Source organism: Bradyrhizobium erythrophlei (assembly GCF_900129505.1).
GTDB lineage: Bacteria > Pseudomonadota > Alphaproteobacteria > Rhizobiales > Xanthobacteraceae > Bradyrhizobium > Bradyrhizobium erythrophlei_D.
In genome coordinates this window covers 5,413,511-5,432,947 of record NZ_LT670818.1, presented here as the reverse complement: position 1 = coordinate 5,432,947, position 19,437 = coordinate 5,413,511, and the positions used below count along the sequence as shown (strand labels likewise).

At 58.6% G+C, this 19,437-nt stretch carries 21 protein-coding genes; 8 read left to right on the top strand and 13 right to left on the bottom strand.

The window, feature by feature from the left end:
• Positions 1-113: 113 nt before the first annotated feature.
• Positions 114-785, bottom strand: coding sequence for a response regulator transcription factor (locus tag B5525_RS24990; RefSeq protein ID WP_079568390.1), 672 nt, complete (start codon positions 783-785; stop codon positions 114-116).
• A gap of 293 nt (positions 786-1,078) precedes the next feature.
• On the opposite strand from B5525_RS24990, the gene B5525_RS24985 reads away from it, so the two are divergent.
• Both B5525_RS24985 and B5525_RS24980 read left to right on the top strand, forming a co-directional pair.
• On the top strand, positions 1,079-1,432 hold the full coding sequence (locus B5525_RS24985) for a VanZ family protein (RefSeq protein ID WP_079568389.1): 354 nt from the start codon (positions 1,079-1,081) through the stop codon (positions 1,430-1,432).
• Positions 1,380-1,688, top strand: coding sequence for a GDP-mannose 4,6-dehydratase (locus B5525_RS24980; protein WP_079568388.1), 309 nt, complete (start codon positions 1,380-1,382; stop codon positions 1,686-1,688). The genes B5525_RS24985 and B5525_RS24980 overlap by 53 nt, the downstream gene beginning before the upstream one ends.
• On the opposite strand, the gene B5525_RS24975 is transcribed toward B5525_RS24980, so the two are convergent.
• Positions 1,685-1,945, bottom strand: a complete 261-nt coding sequence (locus B5525_RS24975; protein ID WP_079568387.1) for a hypothetical protein — start codon at positions 1,943-1,945, stop codon at positions 1,685-1,687. The two genes, B5525_RS24980 and B5525_RS24975, sit on opposite strands and share 4 nt — an antisense overlap.
• Before the next feature lie 642 nt (positions 1,946-2,587).
• Between B5525_RS24975 and B5525_RS24970 the strand changes: the two genes are divergently transcribed.
• Positions 2,588-3,907 carry a UDP-glucose dehydrogenase family protein gene (locus B5525_RS24970; protein ID WP_079568386.1) on the top strand — a complete coding sequence of 440 codons (1,320 nt, stop codon included), beginning with the start codon at positions 2,588-2,590 and terminating at the stop codon, positions 3,905-3,907.
• A 128-nt stretch (positions 3,908-4,035) separates the two neighbouring features.
• Here B5525_RS24970 and B5525_RS24965 read toward each other — a convergent pair whose 3' ends face one another.
• The 5 genes from B5525_RS24965 to B5525_RS45470 all read right to left on the bottom strand — a co-directional run bounded on the left by B5525_RS24965 (position 4,036) and on the right by B5525_RS45470 (position 6,439).
• A complete protein-coding gene (locus tag B5525_RS24965; protein WP_079568385.1) occupies positions 4,036-4,467 on the bottom strand; it encodes a hypothetical protein in 432 nt (143 codons plus the stop codon).
• A 47-nt stretch (positions 4,468-4,514) separates the two neighbouring features.
• On the bottom strand, positions 4,515-4,817 hold the full coding sequence (locus B5525_RS24960; protein ID WP_079568384.1) for a hypothetical protein: 303 nt from the start codon (positions 4,815-4,817) through the stop codon (positions 4,515-4,517).
• Entirely contained in the window at positions 4,810-4,935 is a 126-nt protein-coding gene (locus tag B5525_RS47255) for a hypothetical protein (protein WP_276328794.1), read from the bottom strand. The genes B5525_RS24960 and B5525_RS47255 overlap by 8 nt, the downstream gene beginning before the upstream one ends.
• A gap of 550 nt (positions 4,936-5,485) precedes the next feature.
• Positions 5,486-6,157 carry a metallophosphoesterase gene (locus tag B5525_RS24955; RefSeq protein ID WP_079568383.1) on the bottom strand — a complete coding sequence of 224 codons (672 nt, stop codon included), beginning with the start codon at positions 6,155-6,157 and terminating at the stop codon, positions 5,486-5,488.
• 132 nt (positions 6,158-6,289) lie between these two features.
• Positions 6,290-6,439: a hypothetical protein gene (locus B5525_RS45470; protein ID WP_172899961.1), complete on the bottom strand. Its 150-nt coding sequence runs from the start codon at positions 6,437-6,439 to the stop codon at positions 6,290-6,292.
• Positions 6,440-6,721: 282 nt separating this feature from the next.
• On the opposite strand from B5525_RS45470, the gene B5525_RS24950 reads away from it, so the two are divergent.
• Positions 6,722-7,687 (top strand): Ku protein, encoded by a 966-nt coding sequence (locus B5525_RS24950; protein WP_079568382.1) that lies wholly within the window; start codon positions 6,722-6,724, stop codon positions 7,685-7,687.
• A 48-nt stretch (positions 7,688-7,735) separates the two neighbouring features.
• Positions 7,736-8,011: a hypothetical protein gene (locus B5525_RS24945; RefSeq protein WP_079568381.1), complete on the top strand. Its 276-nt coding sequence runs from the start codon at positions 7,736-7,738 to the stop codon at positions 8,009-8,011.
• Here the strand turns inward: B5525_RS24945 and B5525_RS24940 are convergent.
• Complete coding sequence (locus B5525_RS24940; RefSeq protein ID WP_079568380.1) at positions 7,981-8,172, bottom strand: hypothetical protein; 192 nt, start codon at positions 8,170-8,172, stop codon at positions 7,981-7,983. The genes B5525_RS24945 and B5525_RS24940 overlap by 31 nt on opposite strands.
• A 20-nt stretch (positions 8,173-8,192) precedes the next feature.
• Positions 8,193-8,357 (bottom strand): Flp family type IVb pilin, encoded by a 165-nt coding sequence (locus tag B5525_RS24935; protein WP_079568379.1) that lies wholly within the window; start codon positions 8,355-8,357, stop codon positions 8,193-8,195.
• A gap of 285 nt (positions 8,358-8,642) precedes the next feature.
• On the opposite strand from B5525_RS24935, the gene B5525_RS44380 reads away from it, so the two are divergent.
• Positions 8,643-8,792, top strand: a complete 150-nt coding sequence (locus B5525_RS44380; protein ID WP_154073414.1) for a hypothetical protein — start codon at positions 8,643-8,645, stop codon at positions 8,790-8,792.
• 802 nt (positions 8,793-9,594) lie between these two features.
• Positions 9,595-9,798, top strand: coding sequence for a hypothetical protein (locus B5525_RS24930; RefSeq protein WP_079568378.1), 204 nt, complete (start codon positions 9,595-9,597; stop codon positions 9,796-9,798).
• 160 nt (positions 9,799-9,958) lie between these two features.
• Here B5525_RS24930 and B5525_RS24925 read toward each other — a convergent pair whose 3' ends face one another.
• The 3 genes from B5525_RS24925 to B5525_RS24910 all read right to left on the bottom strand — a co-directional run bounded on the left by B5525_RS24925 (position 9,959) and on the right by B5525_RS24910 (position 15,414).
• On the bottom strand, positions 9,959-10,351 hold the full coding sequence (locus B5525_RS24925; RefSeq protein ID WP_079568377.1) for an H-NS family nucleoid-associated regulatory protein: 393 nt from the start codon (positions 10,349-10,351) through the stop codon (positions 9,959-9,961).
• 270 nt (positions 10,352-10,621) lie between these two features.
• Positions 10,622-12,085 (bottom strand): undecaprenyl-phosphate glucose phosphotransferase, encoded by a 1,464-nt coding sequence (locus B5525_RS24920; protein ID WP_079568376.1) that lies wholly within the window; start codon positions 12,083-12,085, stop codon positions 10,622-10,624.
• Between the two features lie 1,187 nt (positions 12,086-13,272).
• Positions 13,273-15,414 carry a type I secretion system permease/ATPase gene (locus tag B5525_RS24910; RefSeq protein ID WP_079568374.1) on the bottom strand — a complete coding sequence of 714 codons (2,142 nt, stop codon included), beginning with the start codon at positions 15,412-15,414 and terminating at the stop codon, positions 13,273-13,275.
• Between the two features lie 285 nt (positions 15,415-15,699).
• Here B5525_RS24910 and B5525_RS24905 point away from each other — a divergent pair, with 285 nt between their 5' ends.
• The gene (locus B5525_RS24905) at positions 15,700-17,145 is read left to right on the top strand and encodes an HlyD family type I secretion periplasmic adaptor subunit (protein ID WP_425305323.1); all 1,446 of its coding nucleotides are present in this window, start codon (positions 15,700-15,702) and stop codon (positions 17,143-17,145) included.
• 57 nt (positions 17,146-17,202) lie between these two features.
• Here B5525_RS24905 and B5525_RS24900 read toward each other — a convergent pair whose 3' ends face one another.
• Complete coding sequence (locus tag B5525_RS24900) at positions 17,203-19,299, bottom strand: caspase family protein (protein WP_079568373.1); 2,097 nt, start codon at positions 19,297-19,299, stop codon at positions 17,203-17,205.
• Between the last annotated feature and the right edge of the window lie 138 nt (positions 19,300-19,437).

The following is a 19,437-nucleotide window of genomic DNA, read 5'->3' as shown; positions in this document are numbered from 1 at the left end:
TAAAACGCATCTCCCCGGACGAAGGCCCGCCGAATGGATGCCGCTGACCGGACGAGATCATGCCCGCACCAAAGAGCAAGAAGGCTGCCCGATCAACACCCTTGATCGGCCGGTCAGTTCGGAGGCGACGGCGGCGTCAGCAGGTAGCCGAGGCCCCGTACCGTCTGGATGATGTCGACGTCGAGTTTCTTGCGGATGCGGCCGACGAACACTTCGATGGTATTGGAGTCGCGGTCGAAGTCCTGGTCGTAGAGATGCTCGACCAGTTCGGTGCGCGACACCACGCGCCCGGTGTGATGCATGAGATAGGCCAGGAGCCGGTACTCGTGCGAGGTCATCTTGATCGGATTGCCGGATACGCTGACCCGCCCGGTGCGGGTATCCAGCGAAACCGGGCCGCAGGTCAGCTCGGACTGGGCGTGGCCGGTAGAGCGGCGCAACAGTGCGCGGATCCGGGCCAGGACTTCCTCGAGATGAAACGGCTTTGCAACGTAGTCGTCGGCGCCGGCGTCGAAGCCCTGCACCTTGTCGCTCCAGCGGTCACGCGCCGTGAGGATCAGCACCGGCATCGTGCGCCCGTTGCGGCGCCACGCTTCCAGCACCGAAATGCCGTCCATTTTCGGCAGCCCGATGTCGAGGACGACCGCGTCGTAGGGTTCGCTGTCACCGAGATAGTGCCCTTCCTCGCCGTCGAACGCGCGGTCGACCACATAGCCCGCGTCGCTCAGCGCCGTGGTGAGCTGGCGATTGAGATCGGGATCATCTTCAACGACGAGCAGGCGCACATTGGCCTCCGCATGAGAGCTGTACGAGTTCCGTCAAGTTGATCCCTGCCGGCGTGAACGGGCTATGAACAGGCACATACCGCAATGTTACTTTTTCGTCATGGGCGTTTTGACTCGCCTTTCGGCCAGCCGGCGCACCGGCCACCGAAGCGCCTGAATCGGTGCAAACGGGCGCCACCCTCGGGGCTAGAACGCCCCGGGGGGTTAACGATGTTCAACAACCGCGCCATCGAGCCATTTCGTGCGGCCGCGAACAGGTTGAGATCAGTGGCGTAGTAGCCTATCTAGCGGGGATGGTTCAAAGGGTATCCGCCATAGCCGGCTGGCTCGCGCTCGCCTTCATCGTCTACGCGACGTTGTCCCCGATCGACGACCGTCCCGTCGTAGCGGGCCCGCACCACGAACATTTCGCGGCTTTTGCCCTGGTCGGACTCGCGTTCGGACTGGCCTATCCCAAGCGCGTATTCCTGGTGGCCGCCCTCATATTGACCAGCGCGTTCGGGCTTGAAGCTCTGCAACTGCTGACACCCGACCGCCATGCCCGCCTGTTCGATGCGCTGGTGAAGGCGGCAGGCGGCGTCTGCGGGATCGGCATTGGTCAGCTGGCACAGCTGGTGTTGCGGACGCAGATCAGGCGCGCCGGCTAGCCCACGCGTCCAAACGATTTGTGGCAAGTCGCTGGTTTTCGTCGATGGCGGTAACCGCGCCCAAGCAGCCCTCGAGCACGTTCTGACCCAATACGGGTGTACCGCCGTCATGCATTTCGCCGGCCTGAAGTCAGTCCGGGAATCGGTCACCGGCCTGCTGAAATATTACGATTACAATGCGATCGGCTCGCACCGGCTTCTCAGCGCCATGCAAAAAAGGCCTAAAATGGCACGAACTTTTGGTTCAGGACACTAGCGCTCGGTGTCCGCGTCGAAGGTTGCGCCGACGTAGCGGCCGCGCGACCAGATCACCTGGCAGGTCCGGACGTTCCTGAAATTGTCCAGTGTCATCTTGAAAATCGGGGTGATGACATCCCGGTCATTGAGCCGAAGCCCGACGCCGGCATCGCTGATGTCGCGCACCGCACAGGAGCGCACCCCACGCTGCCTGTCGGAAAAGATCAGCGTGCCGTTCGCCGTCTTGATCCTGTCAACCTGCCGCCGTTCAGCCATCGGTGTCTGCGCTCCATCGGGACGAAAAGCACCGCAAGCGAATGGAAACCGATTTGCCTGTGGCGTCGCCCAAGGCAAGCCTAGCTCTGACCTTTCTTCAACGAAAGCTCGCCGTTAAGCTGAATGATCAAGCTTAACGCGCGCCCCGCAAACCCGGCAGTCGCTCCGCGAGCTCTTCAGTGGGGTCGCGCCACTCCTGGGGATTGGGCACCATGCCTGCAGCCGGCGTAATGGTAAGCAACGCGCGCCACAGCGCGGCGCCATAGACCGTCGCGGCGAAGTCTTCGCGCGGCAGATGCAGCTGGATCGGTCACGATCGTCTGCGCCAGTTCGGCTGCCGTTCTGGTTCTCTTTGTGAGCGACATCGATGCCTCTCGCACGCCGACGGCAGCCTCCTGAGTGGGCCGGCAGCGGCTCGGATTTCGGTTTACGCTGCCCGACTAACGGCCGGGGGGTGTTGCTAAATTACTTGCCGTATCCGGTCACGATCAACTAAGCCCCAAAATTAATCAAAAATCGCAATAAAACGCCTTTAAATCATATTATTCAGGTATTTAAATGACTTTATGGACTATCAAGTTCCGCCGTACTAAACAACCAACGAAACACCAGACAGGGCTAGACTAAGGGAGCTACGCGTTAATGCGCATCGCAGTTGTTGGAACAGGATACGTTGGTCTTGTATCAGGGGCTTGTTTTGCTGATTTTGGTCATCAGGTCACATGCATCGACAAGGACGCCGCCAAGATTACAGCACTTCAGAATGGCAAAATCCCGATCTTCGAACCGGACCTTGATCGACTTGTCCAGAACAACACAAAGAACGGCCGCTTGGATTTCGATACAGATCTGAATGCGCCGGTGCGCGATGCGGACGCCGTGTTCATCGCGGTCGGAACACCGTCCCGCCGCGGCGATGGCCACGCAGATTTGAGTTATGTGTACGCCGCATCGCGTGAGATCGCGGCAGCCGTGGATGGATTTACCGTGGTCATTACGAAGTCGACAGTACCGGTGGGTACCGGCGACGAAGTCGAGAGAATCATTCGCGAAGCGAATCCAAACGCCGATGTAGCTGTCGCCTCCAATCCAGAATTTTTGCGCGAGGGCGCAGCCATCCGCGACTTCAAGCTGCCCGATCGGATCGTCGTCGGCACCGACGACGAACGCGCAAGGAAGGTTATCTCCGAGATCTACCGGCCGCTCTATCTCAATCAGGCGCCGATCATGTTCACGGGCCGCCGCACAGCGGAACTCATCAAATACGCTGCCAACGCCTTTTTGGCCACGAAGATCACCTTCATCAACGAGATCGCTGATCTTGCCGAAAAGGTCGGCGCAGACGTGCAGGAGATCGCGCGCGGCATTGGTCTCGACAATCGCATCGGTTCGAAATTTCTCCATGCCGGGCCGGGTTTCGGAGGATCGTGCTTTCCCAAGGACACCCGCGCACTCATCAAAACCGCGCAGGACCACGAAGCCCCGATGCGCATCGTCGAAGCCGTGCTCGCGGTCAACGAGAACCGCAAGCGCGCAATGGCTCGGAAGGTCGCTTTAGCGTTCGGTGGGAATCTGCGGGGCAAGACAATCGGGGTGCTCGGTCTGACCTTCAAGCCGAATACCGACGATATGCGGGAGTCGCCTTCGATCCCGCTTATCACGGCGCTTCAGGATATGGGCGCGAAAATACAAGCCTATGATCCGGAGGGCATGGAGCAGGCAAAGACCGAACTACCGGAAATCAGCTATTGCGACGGGCCTTACAGCTGTGCCGAGGGCGCCGATGCCTTGGTTATCGTGACAGAATGGGAGCAGTTCCGTGCGCTCGATCTGGAGCGCCTGAAGCAAACCATGGCTTGCCCTGTCATTATCGACCTCCGCAACATCTATCGGCCCGAGGAAGTGACTGGACACGGATTTCTATACGAGAGCGTCGGACGCACGCGAAGCAACGCGCCCTGATCGTTCGTGCTTTCGATCCCTTTCCGGCTATCTGCGGCCCTCACATGCGCGTCGCGCATCCTCGTCAATAATTCCATAGACGGAGTGGAGCGACGAATTCTGAGGGACTGAATGGACGGCGGCGCGATTTAGGCACCGCGGCGACTATCGCTCGCCGCTGGCGGCCTAATGTCCGGAAACCTGCTCAGCACTGCAGCCTTCATAAACTTGAAATGCGTGATCTCGGTGGCGAGTTCTTTCAGGCGCCGTTGGCCGTTGGAGATCTCGGCGCTGAACAAGTCTTGATGGTGGCTGTCGAGCGGTTCGCGCTCCAGATATTCATCGGTGCCGTTGCCCATCGTTACCGCTGCGCGTGCCAGCACGTCTTCGACCCGCCGGTTGAGGCCAGATTGTTCGAGTTCCGCCGCGTGAAGCGCGTTTTCGATCGCCCCCAAAATGGAGCTAACGCGCAACTGATCGGTTTCCGCGTCGCGATCGGCCGAGCGGGCTTTAAATTGCTGGTTGCCCAGCTTGCTCCTGAAATAACTATGCGCGCGGGCCGGCAGAAAAAGCTGAAACATCGGGGTATGTCCGGTCCAAAGTCACGGTCATCGGCGCAATCCAGGCTTTAGGTCACTCTAAGTTGGTTAACAAAGGGTAAACTTACGCGACGGTCCGCTTCGGTTTCGACCATCCATTGCCGCCAGGCCCGATCGTGCTTGCCGTAGAGTTCCAGCCAGCGCCGTTCCCGCGTGGTCGTCGGGCTTCCGTTTTCCTCCCAAGCGGCTCGCTCGCCGCCCTCCTTGACTGCCGGCAAATTGTCGAGGGTTTCGAATTCAAAGGTCTCCTCGATCGATAGACCAATGAGAACGCGTCGACCGTTTTCGTCGACAAAATAACGCCGCGGCAGGTGGTGCGCCGGATCATTCATTTTGCGATGTTTCGTTTGCGATCCAGGGCCCGGTCAGAACATCGAGGCGCCGCTCGTAGACGCGCATAAAGACCGGAACGCCGATCACGATTAAAAACAGAAACAGGAACCAGCCCATTAAATATTCCCCGAAATACGCCTAGCCCAATCACACCCGACCCAAATTCCAGTGACGATTTGAGGGACCAACTGCAAATGCCGCGCGAGTGGATATTTCGGGTATAATAAGAGAGGATTGCGATCCCGCAATGCCAAGCGGGCCTTAACCTAACCGGTCAACGTTACCAGCATGCGCTTGAGGGTATCGGCGATTGGTCACACGCGCGACAGGCGAGTTCAGCAATCGAATCTACGCAAGCCTTTTGCGATCTTCTCGTTCTCGTCGAGATAATAGCTATGAAGCCTGCCCAAAATGAGAACAATAACGCCCACTAAAATGGCAGCCAGAATACCTTGCAAGACCAAGACTCCTCAACAAAAACGCGTACCGAGGAACAGCACCAGTAGACCACATCGATAGCTAAATCTCAATTGGTATCCCCGCTATGCTGCCAGTGCCGTTGTTCCTCAACCCGTTAACGCACCGGCATCCATTTGCACCCGTGAGTGGTTCCGACGGTCGCAAACTCGATCAGCATCCAACGGCAATCTGACGAGGCGCGGCCGGGCTAGCGTCCGGCAGGCGATCGCTTCACCTCGATAAAATCGATCGGCCCGCCCGGCCGGTCATCATCGAACACCCCGACCATCATCCGCCCCGTGCGCCAGGCGAGCGTATCCAGATTGGTGCGGCCCTTGTACAGGAGCGGGCCGTCGGGGTGATTGTCATGGCCGTGGACGACGTGGAGCGCACCGAAGCCGTCTGAAAATTCTGTGGGATAACGCTTGCACAGCAGCGTCACCTCGCGCTGCTGCCCCAATGGAATCCCGGGATCGACGCCGGCGTGAACGTAGACCCGGTGCGCGTCGACATGCATCAGTTGCAGTCGATCGAGCCAGTCGATATGAGCCGGCGGCACCGCTGCAGGGTCGCCGCCGTAGGAGGCCAGCGCCGCGTCGCCGCCCTTTCCCATCCATGCCGCCATCTTCGATGGATCCCGCAGCGCCGCCACCATCATGTCATCATGGTTGCCCTTCAGCGTCACCAACTTCCACCCGGCGTCGACGCCCGCCAGCAGCCGATCGATCACGCCTTTGCTGTCGGGACCCTTGTCGACATAGTCGCCGATCGTGACAATCGCGCCCGCGTCACTGCCGGAGCGCAGTTTGATCTCGGCGAGCGCCTCGCTGAGCAGATCGGAACACCCATGAATGTCGGGAATGACGTAGGTCAGGCTCATAGGACGGCTGCATTCCCGGCGGGCTTACATGGGTCCTAGTCCAATCGATCTCCGCCATCAAGCCAAACGTTCCCGCAACTCTTTTTCGCGGTAGTTCTGCCTCCCATGCGGCGGCCGACCCTGTCCTTCGCGTCAGGTGCGGAAGAACACGAACCAGACGACGCCCAGGACGAGCATCGCCAGCCCGGTAGAAACCGCCAAGAGCGCAAGCACCGACGGTCCGGGTTCGGCCTGCCGGGCCTCGGTCGGGGTTTCGATGATCTGCGGACGCCTTGTCGCCATGGGGGGTCCTCGTTTCCTTGCACCGCCGCGGGAGAACGCCTGCCAAGTCCTCGCGGCGTCAACATGTCGGTGGCAACGTCTGATTCCGTGCGATGTTCCGGGTGTTCCGGGTTCTTGGGGACCTGCCGCGCCCGGTCGCGCCGTCCGAGCGGTTTGACGGACTCCGCCCTGCCCGCTCCCGCCACGGTTAACTCCGTCCGAAGTTTCCCCCGCCCATCAGCTTTGAAAGCGCCTTCCCCGGTGGTATCCTCGCCTGTCGTCTGTTGCGTTTCGGAGTATCCCATGGCCCCCCGCGCCAACTGGAAAGGCTTCCTGCGCCTTTCGCTCGTGACCTGCCCGGTCGCCCTCTATCCGGCGACGTCGGATAGCGAAAAGGTCTCCTTCAACCAGATCAACCGCAAGACCGGCCATCGCATCAAATACGCCAAGGTCGATGCCGACACCGGCGAGGAAGTCGCCTCCGACGACATCGTGAAGGGCTACAAGGTCGATACCGACACCTACATCGAGGTGTCGAAGGACGAACTCGACGACATCGCGCTGGAATCGACGCACACGATCGAGATCGATGAGTTCGTGCCGAAAACGGACATCGACAGCCGCTATCTGATCCGCCCCTATTATCTCGTGCCCGACGGCAAGGTCGGCCATGACGCCTTCGCGGTGATCCGCGAAACCATCCGCAGCATGAACAAGGTCGCGATCGGCCGCGTGGTGCTGACCAATCGCGAGCACATCATCGCGCTGGATCCGCTCGGCAAGGGCCTGATGGGAACGCTGTTGCGCTACCCCTACGAGGTGCGCAGCGAAAAGGAATATTTCGACGACATCCAGGACGTGAAGGTCACCAAGGACATGCTGGATCTCGCCAAGCACATCGTCGAGAAGAAATCCGGCGTGTTCGAGCCCGGCAAGTTCGAGGATCATTACGAATCCGCGCTGGTCGATCTGATCAACAAGAAGCGCAGCGGCGTTCGCCTGACCGCCAAGGCCGCGCCGAAAACGGGCGGCAACGTCATCAACCTGATGGACGCGCTGAAAAAGAGCCTCGCCAGCGAGCGCCAGGCCGCTCCCCCCGCCGCTGCCAAGGCAAAGGGCAAGAAGCCGCGCAAGGTCGCCTCCGGCCAGCGCGAGATGCTGCTACCGATCAGCGGCAAGCGCGCCAAGGAAGAGCCAAGGGTGCAAGAGCCGAAGAAGGCGGAAAAGCCGGTGCGCACGACGGCCGCCCGTTCGAAAAAGGCGGGATAGTGCAACAGCCGTTGCGGCGACGCGCGAACATCCCGGGCGACGCCTGAAATGCCGTGGACGGCGCCGTTCGAGGAGCCGATCCGGCTGCGCGGCGGCCGCAGACTGTTAACGTTGCAAGACGCCGCCGACTACATCATGAAACTGCCGCAAGACGTCCAGCAACAGGACCGCTGGCAAATCGCCGTCGAAAACCTGATCAATGCCGCGGAGACCGGCAACGGCTGGCTGATGTTCGCGCGGATCGGGGTGCTGCGGGCGCTGAACGGAGATGAAGGAATCCGGCCGCGAAGACTTCAATCCCCGCCGTCGCCATCGCCAAAATAAAATCCACCGGATTCGCCACCGTCGCCCGACGACGACAGTTCTCCAAATACCAGTGTCAGTACGAGGGAGGTTGCGCCCAGCGCGGCGGTAACCACGCGCAACGGGAACTGATGGCTGTAGGCCATCAGTTCGGGACCCCAGGTGCCAAATATCTCCTGCATGGCGTCCTTCCGGCCCGCCGCTATTTCAGCGATGAGTTCACCGAGGTGAATTTGGTGTTGAGGGCGGATCCGATGCCATTGACGGCGGTGACGATAACGATGCTGATCCCGGCCGCGATCAGGCAATATTCGATGGCGGTAGCGCCGGATTGATCGGCCAGGAACCTTGAAAAAAGCTGCCGCATTCAAAACTCCTTTGACGTTGCCCCGGACCTCAACCCCAACCGACGCTAAAGCACGAAATCTAGAGTGGATTGGTTGCCGCCGTGTTCACAGACGCGGTCAACGATCGATTAAGCCTGAGGTCGAGATTTATGGTGTGTGCGGCATGCCCCTCGCAGAGGCGGATCTTCCGCCACGCCAGTATTCCTACGGTACGAAAAATTAACCTTCGATTCCGGATTGCCCCAACATGGTGGTTCGATCGGCGTCCCCTGGAGTTAGCGCAGATGCCACCAAGGCCGCGGGAATTGAACAAGAACTACATTGGCATCGTCTCTGACAAGACCGACGAACACCGCGCCATCGATTCGGCAGCGAAATCCGTTCGCCTCACGACGAAATCCCTTTTCGGTCTGCTGGCTGCCATTTTCAACCGCGTCGGCGACCTACGAAAGTAGTTAGCGGCGCCCGGTGATTTTGGTCAGGCAGCTATATCGGCAGGAAACTGCCTCCTCTTTCGAGGTCAGATCGCGGCTTGCACAGCTTTCATGGCCGCGCAGCCGATCATGATCCAAAGAGCGAAGTTGATTTCCAACGCAACCGCCATCGCGTGTCTCCCCAAGTTTGCCCTCGTTAATTGGAGCAACCGATTCTAGTATGGTTGTGACTAAAATGAATTTCTAGCTAAAGTTTTGGGCATCTGTTGTGCAACGCACGGCGTGCTGGAGCCCTGCGCCGAGAAACTGGCGCGACGAAAACTTCCGACGTGGACCAAGGGTTACGAACGACGTTCTCTGAGTCGTGCGCGTCGAACAAGCGTGCGGCCAACCCGGTTAGCGGGTGGCATCGGATTCAGATCGTGGCGTGGGCACTAGGTGAGCCGGTCGTCACGCAGGCTGACGAAAATGCGCTCCGGCTGCGCAATCCGACCGTCCCAAGCGACGCCCCTCGCTGGATACCCCAGCAATGTCAAAGAATGAGCGTTGGAGAAAAAACCGTTCATTTGTAAGGGGATTGGACCGGCGGCGGAGAGAAGCCAAGCTTTTAGCAAGACATGTGATCGAGTTCATACGCCGGACACGTCAGCTCGATACAGGTTAGTGGCCGGTCGGGATCAATGGTCGTGGCCGATTGGTTTGAACCTTTTGCGAGCCACGGACGTCCAATGCAGGCAAATTGGCATTCATGCCTTGCGATTGGGGAGTGGCATGCCCGTTGCATGCTCGGCATTGAAGGCAACCGCGAACAGAGGGGTTTAAGATGGCCCGGCAATTGGATAGCCGCATCATCACGGTGGAAAGCACGAAACGTAAGACGGGCGCCAAACCGACACCGTCCTCGCAAGAGCTTGCCCAGCGCTACTTCGATCTACAATGCCTTAGGCAAAGGGTAAAAATCGCCGAGTCCGGGCAAGTCATGGGTCGGGAACGGATCAAGTCGCCGTCTTTGGCGTCGTTCACCTGAACGAAGGGCCGGCGATGAAGTTGCTCCTGGTTCCGGGGCTTTGCAGGCTGCCGAAGAAGTATGCCATGGCTTCGCGATGAAGTCAGCTTCATCATCCCTCTGAAAGCAAATCCCACTTTCGAGTTTCGGTCGCCACTGCGCACGACTCACCAATGGAGATCTACTTCTCGGCTTGCCATTTATGCCCATTACGGCGCGGATTGTTCTTGGCGGCTTCGGCATCGCCAATCACGAATTCCTCAATGGTGTGACCCATCGCAAGAGCGGTCGTCAGCCAGCGCGGCTGTTTTCCCCGACCCGACCAGGTTTCCGTAGGCTCGTTCGGGTTTCGGTATTTTGGAAATACTTTCGGATACTTGCGCGCCTGTCGAGTTCCCAATTGCTTATCCGCCAAATTCGGCTGGGACTCTTCCTCGTGATGAAGCTGCGCCAATCTCTTTTCGAGCTCGCGCTTTTCGGACGTCAGCCTGACGGACAAGATCCGGCCGATCTCCTCATGCAGCCGCCACATCTCGTCAACCGACATGGCGTCAAAACTCGACTTCTTGCTCATCCGTCAGCTTTCAGGCATTCGCGATTCGGTAAGCCAACTATATAAACGTGAGATTGAGAGGTTTTCCAGCGTCAATGCCGCGGAGGCACTTTTCTAATTCGGCCACCCTGGCCGCCGTCTCGCCAAATATAGCTTAAGTAACTGTTCTCAAGAATGAATTTATCAAGACATCACCGGCAACTTGGACTTGGCCCCACTAATCCAATGCTCGATAGACCGGACGGTGTTAATTCTACATCCTCCGGTTTCCGCAACATTGCAGCGTGATGCTCAATAGGCATTGCGCTTTCGCAGCACCTCAAAACACGTCTTGATCAGAATGTGGATGTCCAGCCAAAGACTCCAATTGTTGATGTACCAGAGATCAAGCTTCACACGCTCCGAGATATGTTCGATTGACGGCGTCGCGCCTCTCGCGCCGTTGCATTGAGCCCAACCGGTGATCCCCGGCTTGACGTGATGACGAAAAGCATAATCGCTTAAGACGCTTTCGAAATAGTTGTCGTGGGCCAACGCGTGAGGACGCGGCCCGATCAACGACATGTCGCCCTTCAACACATTCAATAGTTGAGGCAACTCGTCGATGCTCGCCGACCTCAACAACCGCCCGATGGTTGTCACTCGCGCATCGTTGCGGGTCGCTTGTACAACGGCTGGTCCATTCTCCTGGACCGCCATCGTCCGGAACTTGAATATGACGAATTGCTTGCCATTGAATCCCTTCCGGTTCTGCCGAAAAATCACCGGTCCTGGACTATCAAGTTTGATTGCGATCGCGGTAAGAGTCATGATCGGCAAGAAAAATATGAACGCCAGAGAAGCCAGGGCGATATCGATCATTCGCTTGACGAAACGCTGAGTTCCGCCGAGCGGCGCCCGTTGGATTTCGATGGCCAATACTCGCGGGCGCGCTGACGAAGAAAGATTCGTCAACGACCGAACACGGATGTCCGGCAATAGCCGAACGGCCACGGGAAGTGTCTTGACACGATCCCGGATGAACTCAAGGCGGCATTCATCGCCCCAAGACAGCGCGAGCAGGATCTCTCGGCAATCATGACGTCGCACAAAGTTAGCGACGGAATCAATGATCCGGGCGTCTGCCGCCGTGCGCGCTGAAGCGTCATCTTCTCTGCTCAACACGAAGCGATTGACTTCAGCCGAACCGAAAAGAGCTAGCAGAGATTGCGGCCCCAACCCGGCCAGCTCGTTGAATTCGCCAATCAGCACAGCGTCGCGGCGTCCGATTGCTCCATGCGAAACAGCTGCGGCCAGAGCGGTCTTGGTAAACTTGCGCACCCCCAGCAAGCCGATTGGTGCAATAAAGTAAAACAAGACAAAGGCACCGCGAGAATAGTCGAGGCCAACCTTGAGGAGGAAAGCGAGAAACGCGAGCAACAACCCGGTCGTCAGCCAGCAGACCAGCACTTCGACAACCTCGACTCGTGGTTTTGCGCAGTCTGGAAAATCGTAATAACCGCTCCGATTCATGCGCAATATATGGATGAAGCTCGCGAGCAAGCCGACAGCACAATAAGGCAGGATACTGGATATCGGATAACCCACCAACCATTGGTAGCCAATCCCGCCTGCCAGGCTCGACAACAGAATAACTAATGCGTCGACCGTCGCCAAAAGAGGCGAAATCGCGTCGCTGGAAAAACTCGCGGGCGGCTGCCTCGAGGAGTCACCAAGCTGGTGCAATTCGTCGCGAATATCGGAGCCGATAGACATAATTTTCTACGCCAACTTTCGGTTATGATTTTTTCACTATTTATTTTGGATTAGAAAGATCGACCGAATGCGCTAACTTACCCCGTTCCTGCTCCAATTAAACATTAACTATTTTTTGAGCTAAATTGCCCAATTTATCCCCGTGCGTCAATTTAAGCTTCGTTAACCAACGGCGGTTATATGCCGGGTAAGGCCGCAGCGCAATATTAATCTGTTAGACCGCACAATTTTAGAACGGTTGTATCGCTTGCTCTTACTTCCCGTTTCGGGAGCTCCCGCGATTCCGATTCGGTGGCATTTAATTTTTAACTGGATGGCGTGCGAAGCAAAACCTCTTCGAAAACGCTTCAATAGCGCTGGTGCGCTGCTGGTCTTCATTATTTAGCTCAACGGGATTTATGCTTGGCCCGGGATGCGATCCCTGCGTCCACGTGGCTCCGCGATAGGCCGTCCAGGGGACTCATGCATCGACTTCGAACGGCGGGATCACAAACTCCCCCCTCGGGACCCGAATTCTGCCGGAACGCGACAACCAAGGTGAGACGGGAATGAAGGGACTTGAAGCCCTTCGGAAGACTGCGATGCAGCGTAAAGGGCAAATAAGCTGCTTATCCGTTTCACGGAAAGTTAACCGGTGAGCCCGGAAACTAGTTGCAACGCGGCCATTGAGTATAGGTTGAGCGTAGGGAGCGTGAAACCGTGATTTTACTCGCCATGGTTAGCCTGTTGGTCGGTGCCCTACTGGCGCAGCGCTTCAAAGTTTTGGTCTTGATCCCGGCAACCGCGATTGTACTTGGCGTTGCGTTCGGCACCGGAGTGACGCACGCTCATACCGCCTGGACGACGATCTTGACGGTTGGCACGGCCGCTACGAGCATGCAGATCGGCTACCTTATTATTGGAAGCGGCGTTCGTCATGTATGGGCGGGCGTCATATCAAGCAGGTCGTCGCACCTCCCCTCGACGACGTCGGCGCGGTTTAACGCACGCTGAACGCTATCGCCTATCGCGGCTCTACGTTACATTGAGCACATTGAGCGATATCTACGCTCAAGCGCGCGCCTGCAGGTTGCGACGCTCTTGAAGGACCAGCAACAGTTGGCTTGCCAAGGTCAACCCGTCAAAATCGCCAAACGGTTGGACCGGACTCAGCTACTCCTTGCAGCGTGACATTTTCCGAACGGCCTCTAACGAACTTCATGGATATCCGCCTGCACCCGGTGAAGCGTTGCATAGCGGCCGCCCTTCTTGATCAGTTCATCGTGCGTCCCATCCTCCACCAGCCGGCCACGATCAATTGTAATGATTCGATGGCTTCGTCGCACGGTCGAAAGGCGGTGCGCGATGATGAATACCGTTCGCCCCTGCGCGATGCGCTGCATGTTATCCTGAATGATGCGCTCGCTTTCATAGTCCAGCGCACTGGTGGCTTCGTCGAAGATCAGAATCCTTGGATTGGTCACCAGCGCCCGCGCGATAGCGATACGCTGACGCTGTCCCCCTGAAAGGCTGGCGCCGCGCTCGCCTACAACCGTGTCATAACCTTCCGGAAGCTCCAATATGAAGTCGTGGGCGCCAGCGAGCTTGGCTGCCTCCACGACCTGTTCGATCGGCATGGCCGGATCCGGCAACGCAATGTTGTCACGGATGGATTGATTGAAAAGCACGTTCTCCTGCAGCACCGCTCCGATCTGGCGGCGCAGCCAGGACGTATCGACCATGGCAAGATCGACGCCATCGACCAGCACACGCCCGCGTTCGGGAATGTAGAGGCGTTGGATGAGCTTGGCGACGGTGCTCTTGCCGGAGCCCGATGGTCCAACGATGCCGACGACCTGTCCAGCAGACACACTAAAACTGACATCGTGCAACACCTCGGGTCCGTCGATGCGGTAACGAAACACCACATGATCGAAGGTGACGTCGCCGCGAATGGACGGCAGTGCGGCACGGGCCGGATTGAACCTGGGCTCAGGCGGCGTGTTGAGAATGTCACCGAGCCGGTCCACCGAGAGCTTTGCCTGGTGAAAGTCTTGCCAGATCTGGGCGAGCCGCAACACCGGCTGGCTCACACGTCCTGCGAGCATGTTGAATGCAACCAACTCGCCCACGGTTAGACTGCCGGAGATCACCAGCCGGGCGCCGAAATACAGAATGCCGGCCATAACGAGCTTGTTGACGAGTTGCACGCTGTTGCTCGCGGTGTTGCCGAGCCGCAAGACCCGGAAACTTGACGCCACATAGCCCGCAAGTTGCTCTTCCCAGCGTCGCTGCATCTGCGGCTCGACTGCCATCGCCTTGAGGGTCTCGACCCCCGTTACACATTCAACCAGAAATGCTTGGTTCTCCGCGCCGCGCTTGAATTTGTCGTCGAGCAGCTGGCGGAACCGCGACGTCGCACCGGCGGAAATCCCCACATAGAACGGAAATCCGGCAAGGACGACACCCGTCAATAGCGGCGAATAGAGAAACATGACCCCAAGAAAGACAAAGGTGAAGAAGAGATCGATCACAAGTGTCAGCGCTGAACTGGTCAGGAAAGTCCGGATGCTCTCCAGCTCACGCACGCGCGCCACAGAATCGCCGACGCGGCGAGCCTGGAAATAGGCCGTCGGCAACGCCAGCAAATGTTGGAACAATCGTGCACCGAGTTCTACGTCGATGCGGTTTGTGGCGTGCGAAAAGAGATAGGTCCGCAATATGCCAAGAATGGTTTCGAAAACCGCTATCCCGAGCAACCCGATAATCAGTACATCGAGTGTACCGATGCTGCGATGGACCAGAACTTTGTCGATGGCCACCTGGAAGAACAGCGGCGAGGCGAGCGCAAACAGCTGAAGAAAGAAAGATGCGACGAGCACCTCGACCAATTGGTGGCGATATTTGTGAATCGCGCCGATGAACCATGTGATATCGAAGCGGCTCGCCAGGTCCACCAGGTTGGCGCGGCGGGTCATCAGAACGATGCGGCCGTCCCAGACCGCGTCGAAGTCGTCCCTCGTCATCAGTTCGGGGCGCGGCGTTTTCGTCGACTGCACGACGACCTTGTCGCCGCCGAACTTGCCGAGCAGAAGAAATCCGCCATCCTTGAGCCCCGCGATGGCCGGCAAAGGGGTATTCGCCAAGCGGCCCCAGCTTGTTTTCAGCTCCCGCGCCTTGAGGCCGAACTCTCTGGCACATCGGATCATGTCCGAAGTACCGATCGCCGCAGTCCCGCACTGATGGCGAATTTGGGCAGGGTCCGCCCCGACGCCGTGAAAGCGCAGCAGCATGACCAACGCCGTGAGACCTGGATCATTCGGCCCGGGTATTTCCGGCTGTGCCGTCATTCAACTAGCGTCCTGTCATCCTGCCACTACCGGGCGCCTGGGAAACCTATCCTAATCGAATTAATATTCTATACTTTTGATGCTGTTAGCCATAGTTTAAGGAATGTCCTGGCGCCACAACTTTCACATTGGAATGGCAAAAAATTCACGGTCAGCAGATATAAGCAAACGCCGGCTACGCCCTCGGATATCCTCCAGAATCAGGCGTTTAGTCGAACAATTTGCCAACGAAGTGGAGATGTCTTGTTAGTCGATCGGAAGGACGCAGGAGGTAAGCGATCTCTTTTGCGTTCTGCGCAGGATTTCATCAATCCGGACAAGAAGGTTATTCCCTTTCCTGCAGGGACCAAGCTGCGGGACCGGGAGGAACTCGCCTTCCTGCCGGCCGCGCTGGAAATCGTCGAAACTCCGCCTTCCCCCATCGGTCGGGCGATCGGCGTGACCCTTATTGCGGTGTTTGTGCTGGCCTTAGCCTGGGCGAGCCTCGGCCATGTCGATATCGTGGCGACTGCGACCGGTAAGATTATCCCAAGCGGCCACAGCAAGGTGATTCAACCCTTTGAGACCGGCGTCGTGCGCGCGATACGGGTCGCTGACGGCCAGAACGTAAATGCCGGCGATGTACTCGTCGAACTCGACCCAACCATCAACGAAGGCGAGGCCAATCATCTCCAGGGTGACTTGCAATCCGCGCAGCTCGATACCGCTCGACTGCGTGCGGCGCTCGCCGATACCGACGATCCGATGGCGGCATTCCATCCTCCGGAAGGAGCCAACCGAGCGCTGGTCGCCATGCAGCGCCAGTTTCTGCAGGCGCAGGTATCGGAGCACAAAGCCAAGATCGCGGCCCTGGACGGACAAAGGGCCCAAAAGGAGGCTGAACTCGCTACAATCTCGGCGACTGTCGATAAGCTGGAGGCGGTCATTCCTACGATTGAGGAGCGCGTCAACATTCGCAAGACGCTCAGTGAATACGGCTCCAGGCTGCAATATTTCGAGGTGCTACAGCAATTGACCGAGAGCCAGCAGGAACGGTTGGTCCAGAAAAGCCATTTGAAGGAAGCACAGGCGGCAGTTGCCGCTATCATCGAGACGCGCGCCCAGACCAAGGCCGAGTATCGTCGAACACTGTTTGGCGAACTGGCCGAGTCCGAGCGGAAAGCCGCCGGCCTTGCGGCCGATCTGTCGAAGGCCGAGCAGCGCACCAAGCTTCAACAGCTGACCGCGCCGGTGTCGGGCATGGTGCAGCAGTTGGCCATACACACGGTCGGCGGCGTCGTAACGCCCGCGCAGGCGCTGATGGTGATTGTGCCCCGCGACAGTCAACTCGAGATCGAAGCCACGGTGAGCAACCGTGACATCGGTTTCGTGCACACCGGCGATGAAGTCGAAATCAAGGTCGATACTTTTGATTTCACCAGATACGGGCTGCTGCACGGAAAGGTCCGTAGCATCTCATCGGATTCAATCGCGCGTGATGCTTCGAGCGAAAAATCGAACGACAATCCGGCCGGCTCCCCCAGCGCCACGAGCGAACCCAAAGGACAGGAATTGAGCTACGCGGCGCGGATCTCGGTCGAACAGACGCAGATGCAGGTCGAGGACAAGGTCGTCAATCTTTCGCCCGGCATGGCGGTCACCGCCGAGATCAAGACAGGCTCCCGGCGGATCATCAGCTATCTGTTGTCACCGTTGATGAAGTACAAGCAAGAGAGCCTGCGCGAAAGATAGACCGGAAGGGTCGCAAGCATTCGCGGCCGCTGCGTTCCCCTGCGAACGACCTATCCGTCAGCTGCAGCCTGGTTGTCCGTTCACGATGGGGCATGGTTTTTTTGCCAGCGGCTTCGGCGAAGCTGCGCCGGGCGCGATCTGGGGACGGCGCTGGACCGATGGCGCGAGCCCATCGACCGAAGACGCAAGAGGTTGTCCTGATCGATCAGCTGCTTTCGGCGGCGGGTGCGCAATCGGCGTAGGCCGGTTGCTGGCCGTTGGCGCCGGGAACGTTTGCGCCGGGGGAATCGGCGACTGGGTTGCGGCGCTTCGACTTCTCAGCGGCACGCCGGTTGGCTGCGGCGCGAGCATTGTGGGGACCATGCCTGGCTTTGCCGATGTCTTGTAGTCAGTTGCCCAGAGAGGCAACAAAGGTATCGGCGGCAAAGGCGAGCTCGGAGGCTCATTGATCTCTTGCCGTGCCGCCGGATTCAGGTCGGCCCAGAGAGGCGTCGAAGCCGCCGATACTGCAGGGCTCTGAGGCACCTTGATCACTTCCCGCGCCGCCGGACTGGCGGGAAGCGGTGGCGGGTTCGGACCGTCGTTCAGCATATTCGTTGTCGCGACCGAGGGCGGAAGATGGGAAATTTCTGCAAGGTTATTCTTGCCAGCCGTGCCGGGTGCCGACGCTGACGAGGATATGGCCTTCCCGTCTGGCTTGTTGGGGGCGTTGGTGGTGGCATTCACGGCCGGTGCTTTGTGGGCGTTGTTGAAGATGAACGAGTTCGGCGGTATCACGACGTAAGCCGGTACATCGACATAGTCCGGCAACGACACGAACATTGGCGTCGGAAGAGTGTGTGCTCCAGATGGAGCTGCCGGCGGCGCCAAGGCCACGATTTCGGACGGCTGCGGCTCCAGGAAATGAACTGGCGACGGTGGTGGCGGCTCGAACGCGAAAGCCGGATCGTCGAACATTAACACCGTCCGTTCGACGTACTCCGCTTCGTCGGGCAAAGGCGGGGGTATGTCGTAATCCATCCTTGCGAATTTTAGAGGCAGCGCGGTCGTGGCGCCCAAACGCGTCAGAAGGCGGCGGGCATCTGCCACATGAGATCCGCGTGGATAGCGCTCCAAATATGACCAATAGGCATCGGGGGTATTGGCTTGGTAAGTCCGTCGCCAAGTGATCGCCTCGCGCCGCACCGTAAGGAGGGCACGGACGCGCTTCGTCATGGGGTCACGCGAATAGTCCGCTAGAAAATCCGTGTAAGCATCGAAAGTGTCGCGGATCAAAGCCACCATATAGGCATCGTTGGGGCCGAGCTTGCGCATCGGCTGGGAGCGCATCCAGGCAGTCCGCTCAGGCGAATCCGCCCGAGGCGGCGCGCCCGGCCCGCGTTCGAAAAACATGAATTGCGCTTCGATACTCGAGACGTCCCAAGGCACCTGTGCGCCCTTCGTCAATTCATTGACACGCAAGCGCACGCGGTCAAACACCTGGGCAGGCGTCAGGCCACCCTCTCGAATTGTCTCGGCGAGCGCCTTGGCATAGGGGCCGTAACCGTCCCCTGCATCGGGGGAGACCGTGCCTGGCGCGACACTGAACGCAATCAGCATATTGGTTTCGGGCTCGATCCAGGCGAGGCCCCCAGCCGGCGGCTGACCTGACAATAAAAACGGGCTCGCGCGGGCGACATCCAGGATCATGAAGCTCGCCTTCAAATGAAGCATCGCCAGCGCAAGCATTTGTTCGGACAGCCGCACAGCCCGCAGGGGCACGTCTGAAGCCTTACTAATATCGGCGTCGATCGGGACCAGATAGTTCTCGCCTTCGAGCTGCAGCCCATAGCCGGCGAAATACACGGCAGCTACCGCGTTCGGTCCCGCGCTTCTAACTCTGTCGATAAAATCGCGAAAAGTTCGGCCCAACCCATCTCCATCCAGATCGCGGGCGCCGATGACATCGAAACCCGCAGCCTGCAACGTTTGGGCGATGAGGGCCGCATCGTTCGCCGGGCGAGCTAGAGTTCCAGTCTTGTACGAGGCGTTCCCAATGACGAGCGCCAAACGCTTTTCCGACGGCGCTGCGCCTGCTGGAGACAAGGACAGCGCGGCGAGGAAGGCCAGAAAAAATAATGGCATCTTCAAAATGCGGCGTACCGGACCCTGCATCTTCAGGCTCTCATGCGAAAATGCGCAACATCGCTCTAAAGGCCGCTGGCCGCAAGGAGATCCACTGCATTCGATAGCGCTACCCCAACCGACGTTCCCTGTCGATAAGTGATCTCCGTCTGGTCAGGCTGCCATCCC

Excerpts from the sequence above, each read along its gene's own strand:
- B5525_RS24985 (WP_079568389.1), top strand. The coding sequence starts at position 1,079 with ATGGTTCAAAGGGTATCCGCCATAGCCGGCTGGCTCGCGCTCGCCTTC.
- B5525_RS24975 (WP_079568387.1), bottom strand. The coding sequence starts at position 1,945 with ATGGCTGAACGGCGGCAGGTTGACAGGATCAAGACGGCGAACGGCACG.
- B5525_RS24970 (WP_079568386.1), top strand. The coding sequence starts at position 2,588 with ATGCGCATCGCAGTTGTTGGAACAGGATACGTTGGTCTTGTATCAGGG.
- B5525_RS24965 (WP_079568385.1), bottom strand. The coding sequence starts at position 4,467 with ATGTTTCAGCTTTTTCTGCCGGCCCGCGCGCATAGTTATTTCAGGAGC.
- B5525_RS24960 (WP_079568384.1), bottom strand. The coding sequence starts at position 4,817 with ATGAATGATCCGGCGCACCACCTGCCGCGGCGTTATTTTGTCGACGAA.
- B5525_RS47255 (WP_276328794.1), bottom strand. The coding sequence starts at position 4,935 with ATGGGCTGGTTCCTGTTTCTGTTTTTAATCGTGATCGGCGTTCCGGTC.
- B5525_RS24955 (WP_079568383.1), bottom strand. The coding sequence starts at position 6,157 with ATGAGCCTGACCTACGTCATTCCCGACATTCATGGGTGTTCCGATCTG.
- B5525_RS45470 (WP_172899961.1), bottom strand. The coding sequence starts at position 6,439 with ATGGCGACAAGGCGTCCGCAGATCATCGAAACCCCGACCGAGGCCCGG.
- B5525_RS24950 (WP_079568382.1), top strand. The coding sequence starts at position 6,722 with ATGGCCCCCCGCGCCAACTGGAAAGGCTTCCTGCGCCTTTCGCTCGTG.
- B5525_RS24945 (WP_079568381.1), top strand. The coding sequence starts at position 7,736 with ATGCCGTGGACGGCGCCGTTCGAGGAGCCGATCCGGCTGCGCGGCGGC.
- B5525_RS24940 (WP_079568380.1), bottom strand. The coding sequence starts at position 8,172 with ATGCAGGAGATATTTGGCACCTGGGGTCCCGAACTGATGGCCTACAGC.
- B5525_RS24935 (WP_079568379.1), bottom strand. The coding sequence starts at position 8,357 with ATGCGGCAGCTTTTTTCAAGGTTCCTGGCCGATCAATCCGGCGCTACC.
- B5525_RS24930 (WP_079568378.1), top strand. The coding sequence starts at position 9,595 with ATGGCCCGGCAATTGGATAGCCGCATCATCACGGTGGAAAGCACGAAA.
- B5525_RS24925 (WP_079568377.1), bottom strand. The coding sequence starts at position 10,351 with ATGAGCAAGAAGTCGAGTTTTGACGCCATGTCGGTTGACGAGATGTGG.
- B5525_RS24920 (WP_079568376.1), bottom strand. The coding sequence starts at position 12,085 with ATGTCTATCGGCTCCGATATTCGCGACGAATTGCACCAGCTTGGTGAC.
- B5525_RS24910 (WP_079568374.1), bottom strand. The coding sequence starts at position 15,414 with ATGACGGCACAGCCGGAAATACCCGGGCCGAATGATCCAGGTCTCACG.
- B5525_RS24900 (WP_079568373.1), bottom strand. The coding sequence starts at position 19,299 with ATGCAGGGTCCGGTACGCCGCATTTTGAAGATGCCATTATTTTTTCTG.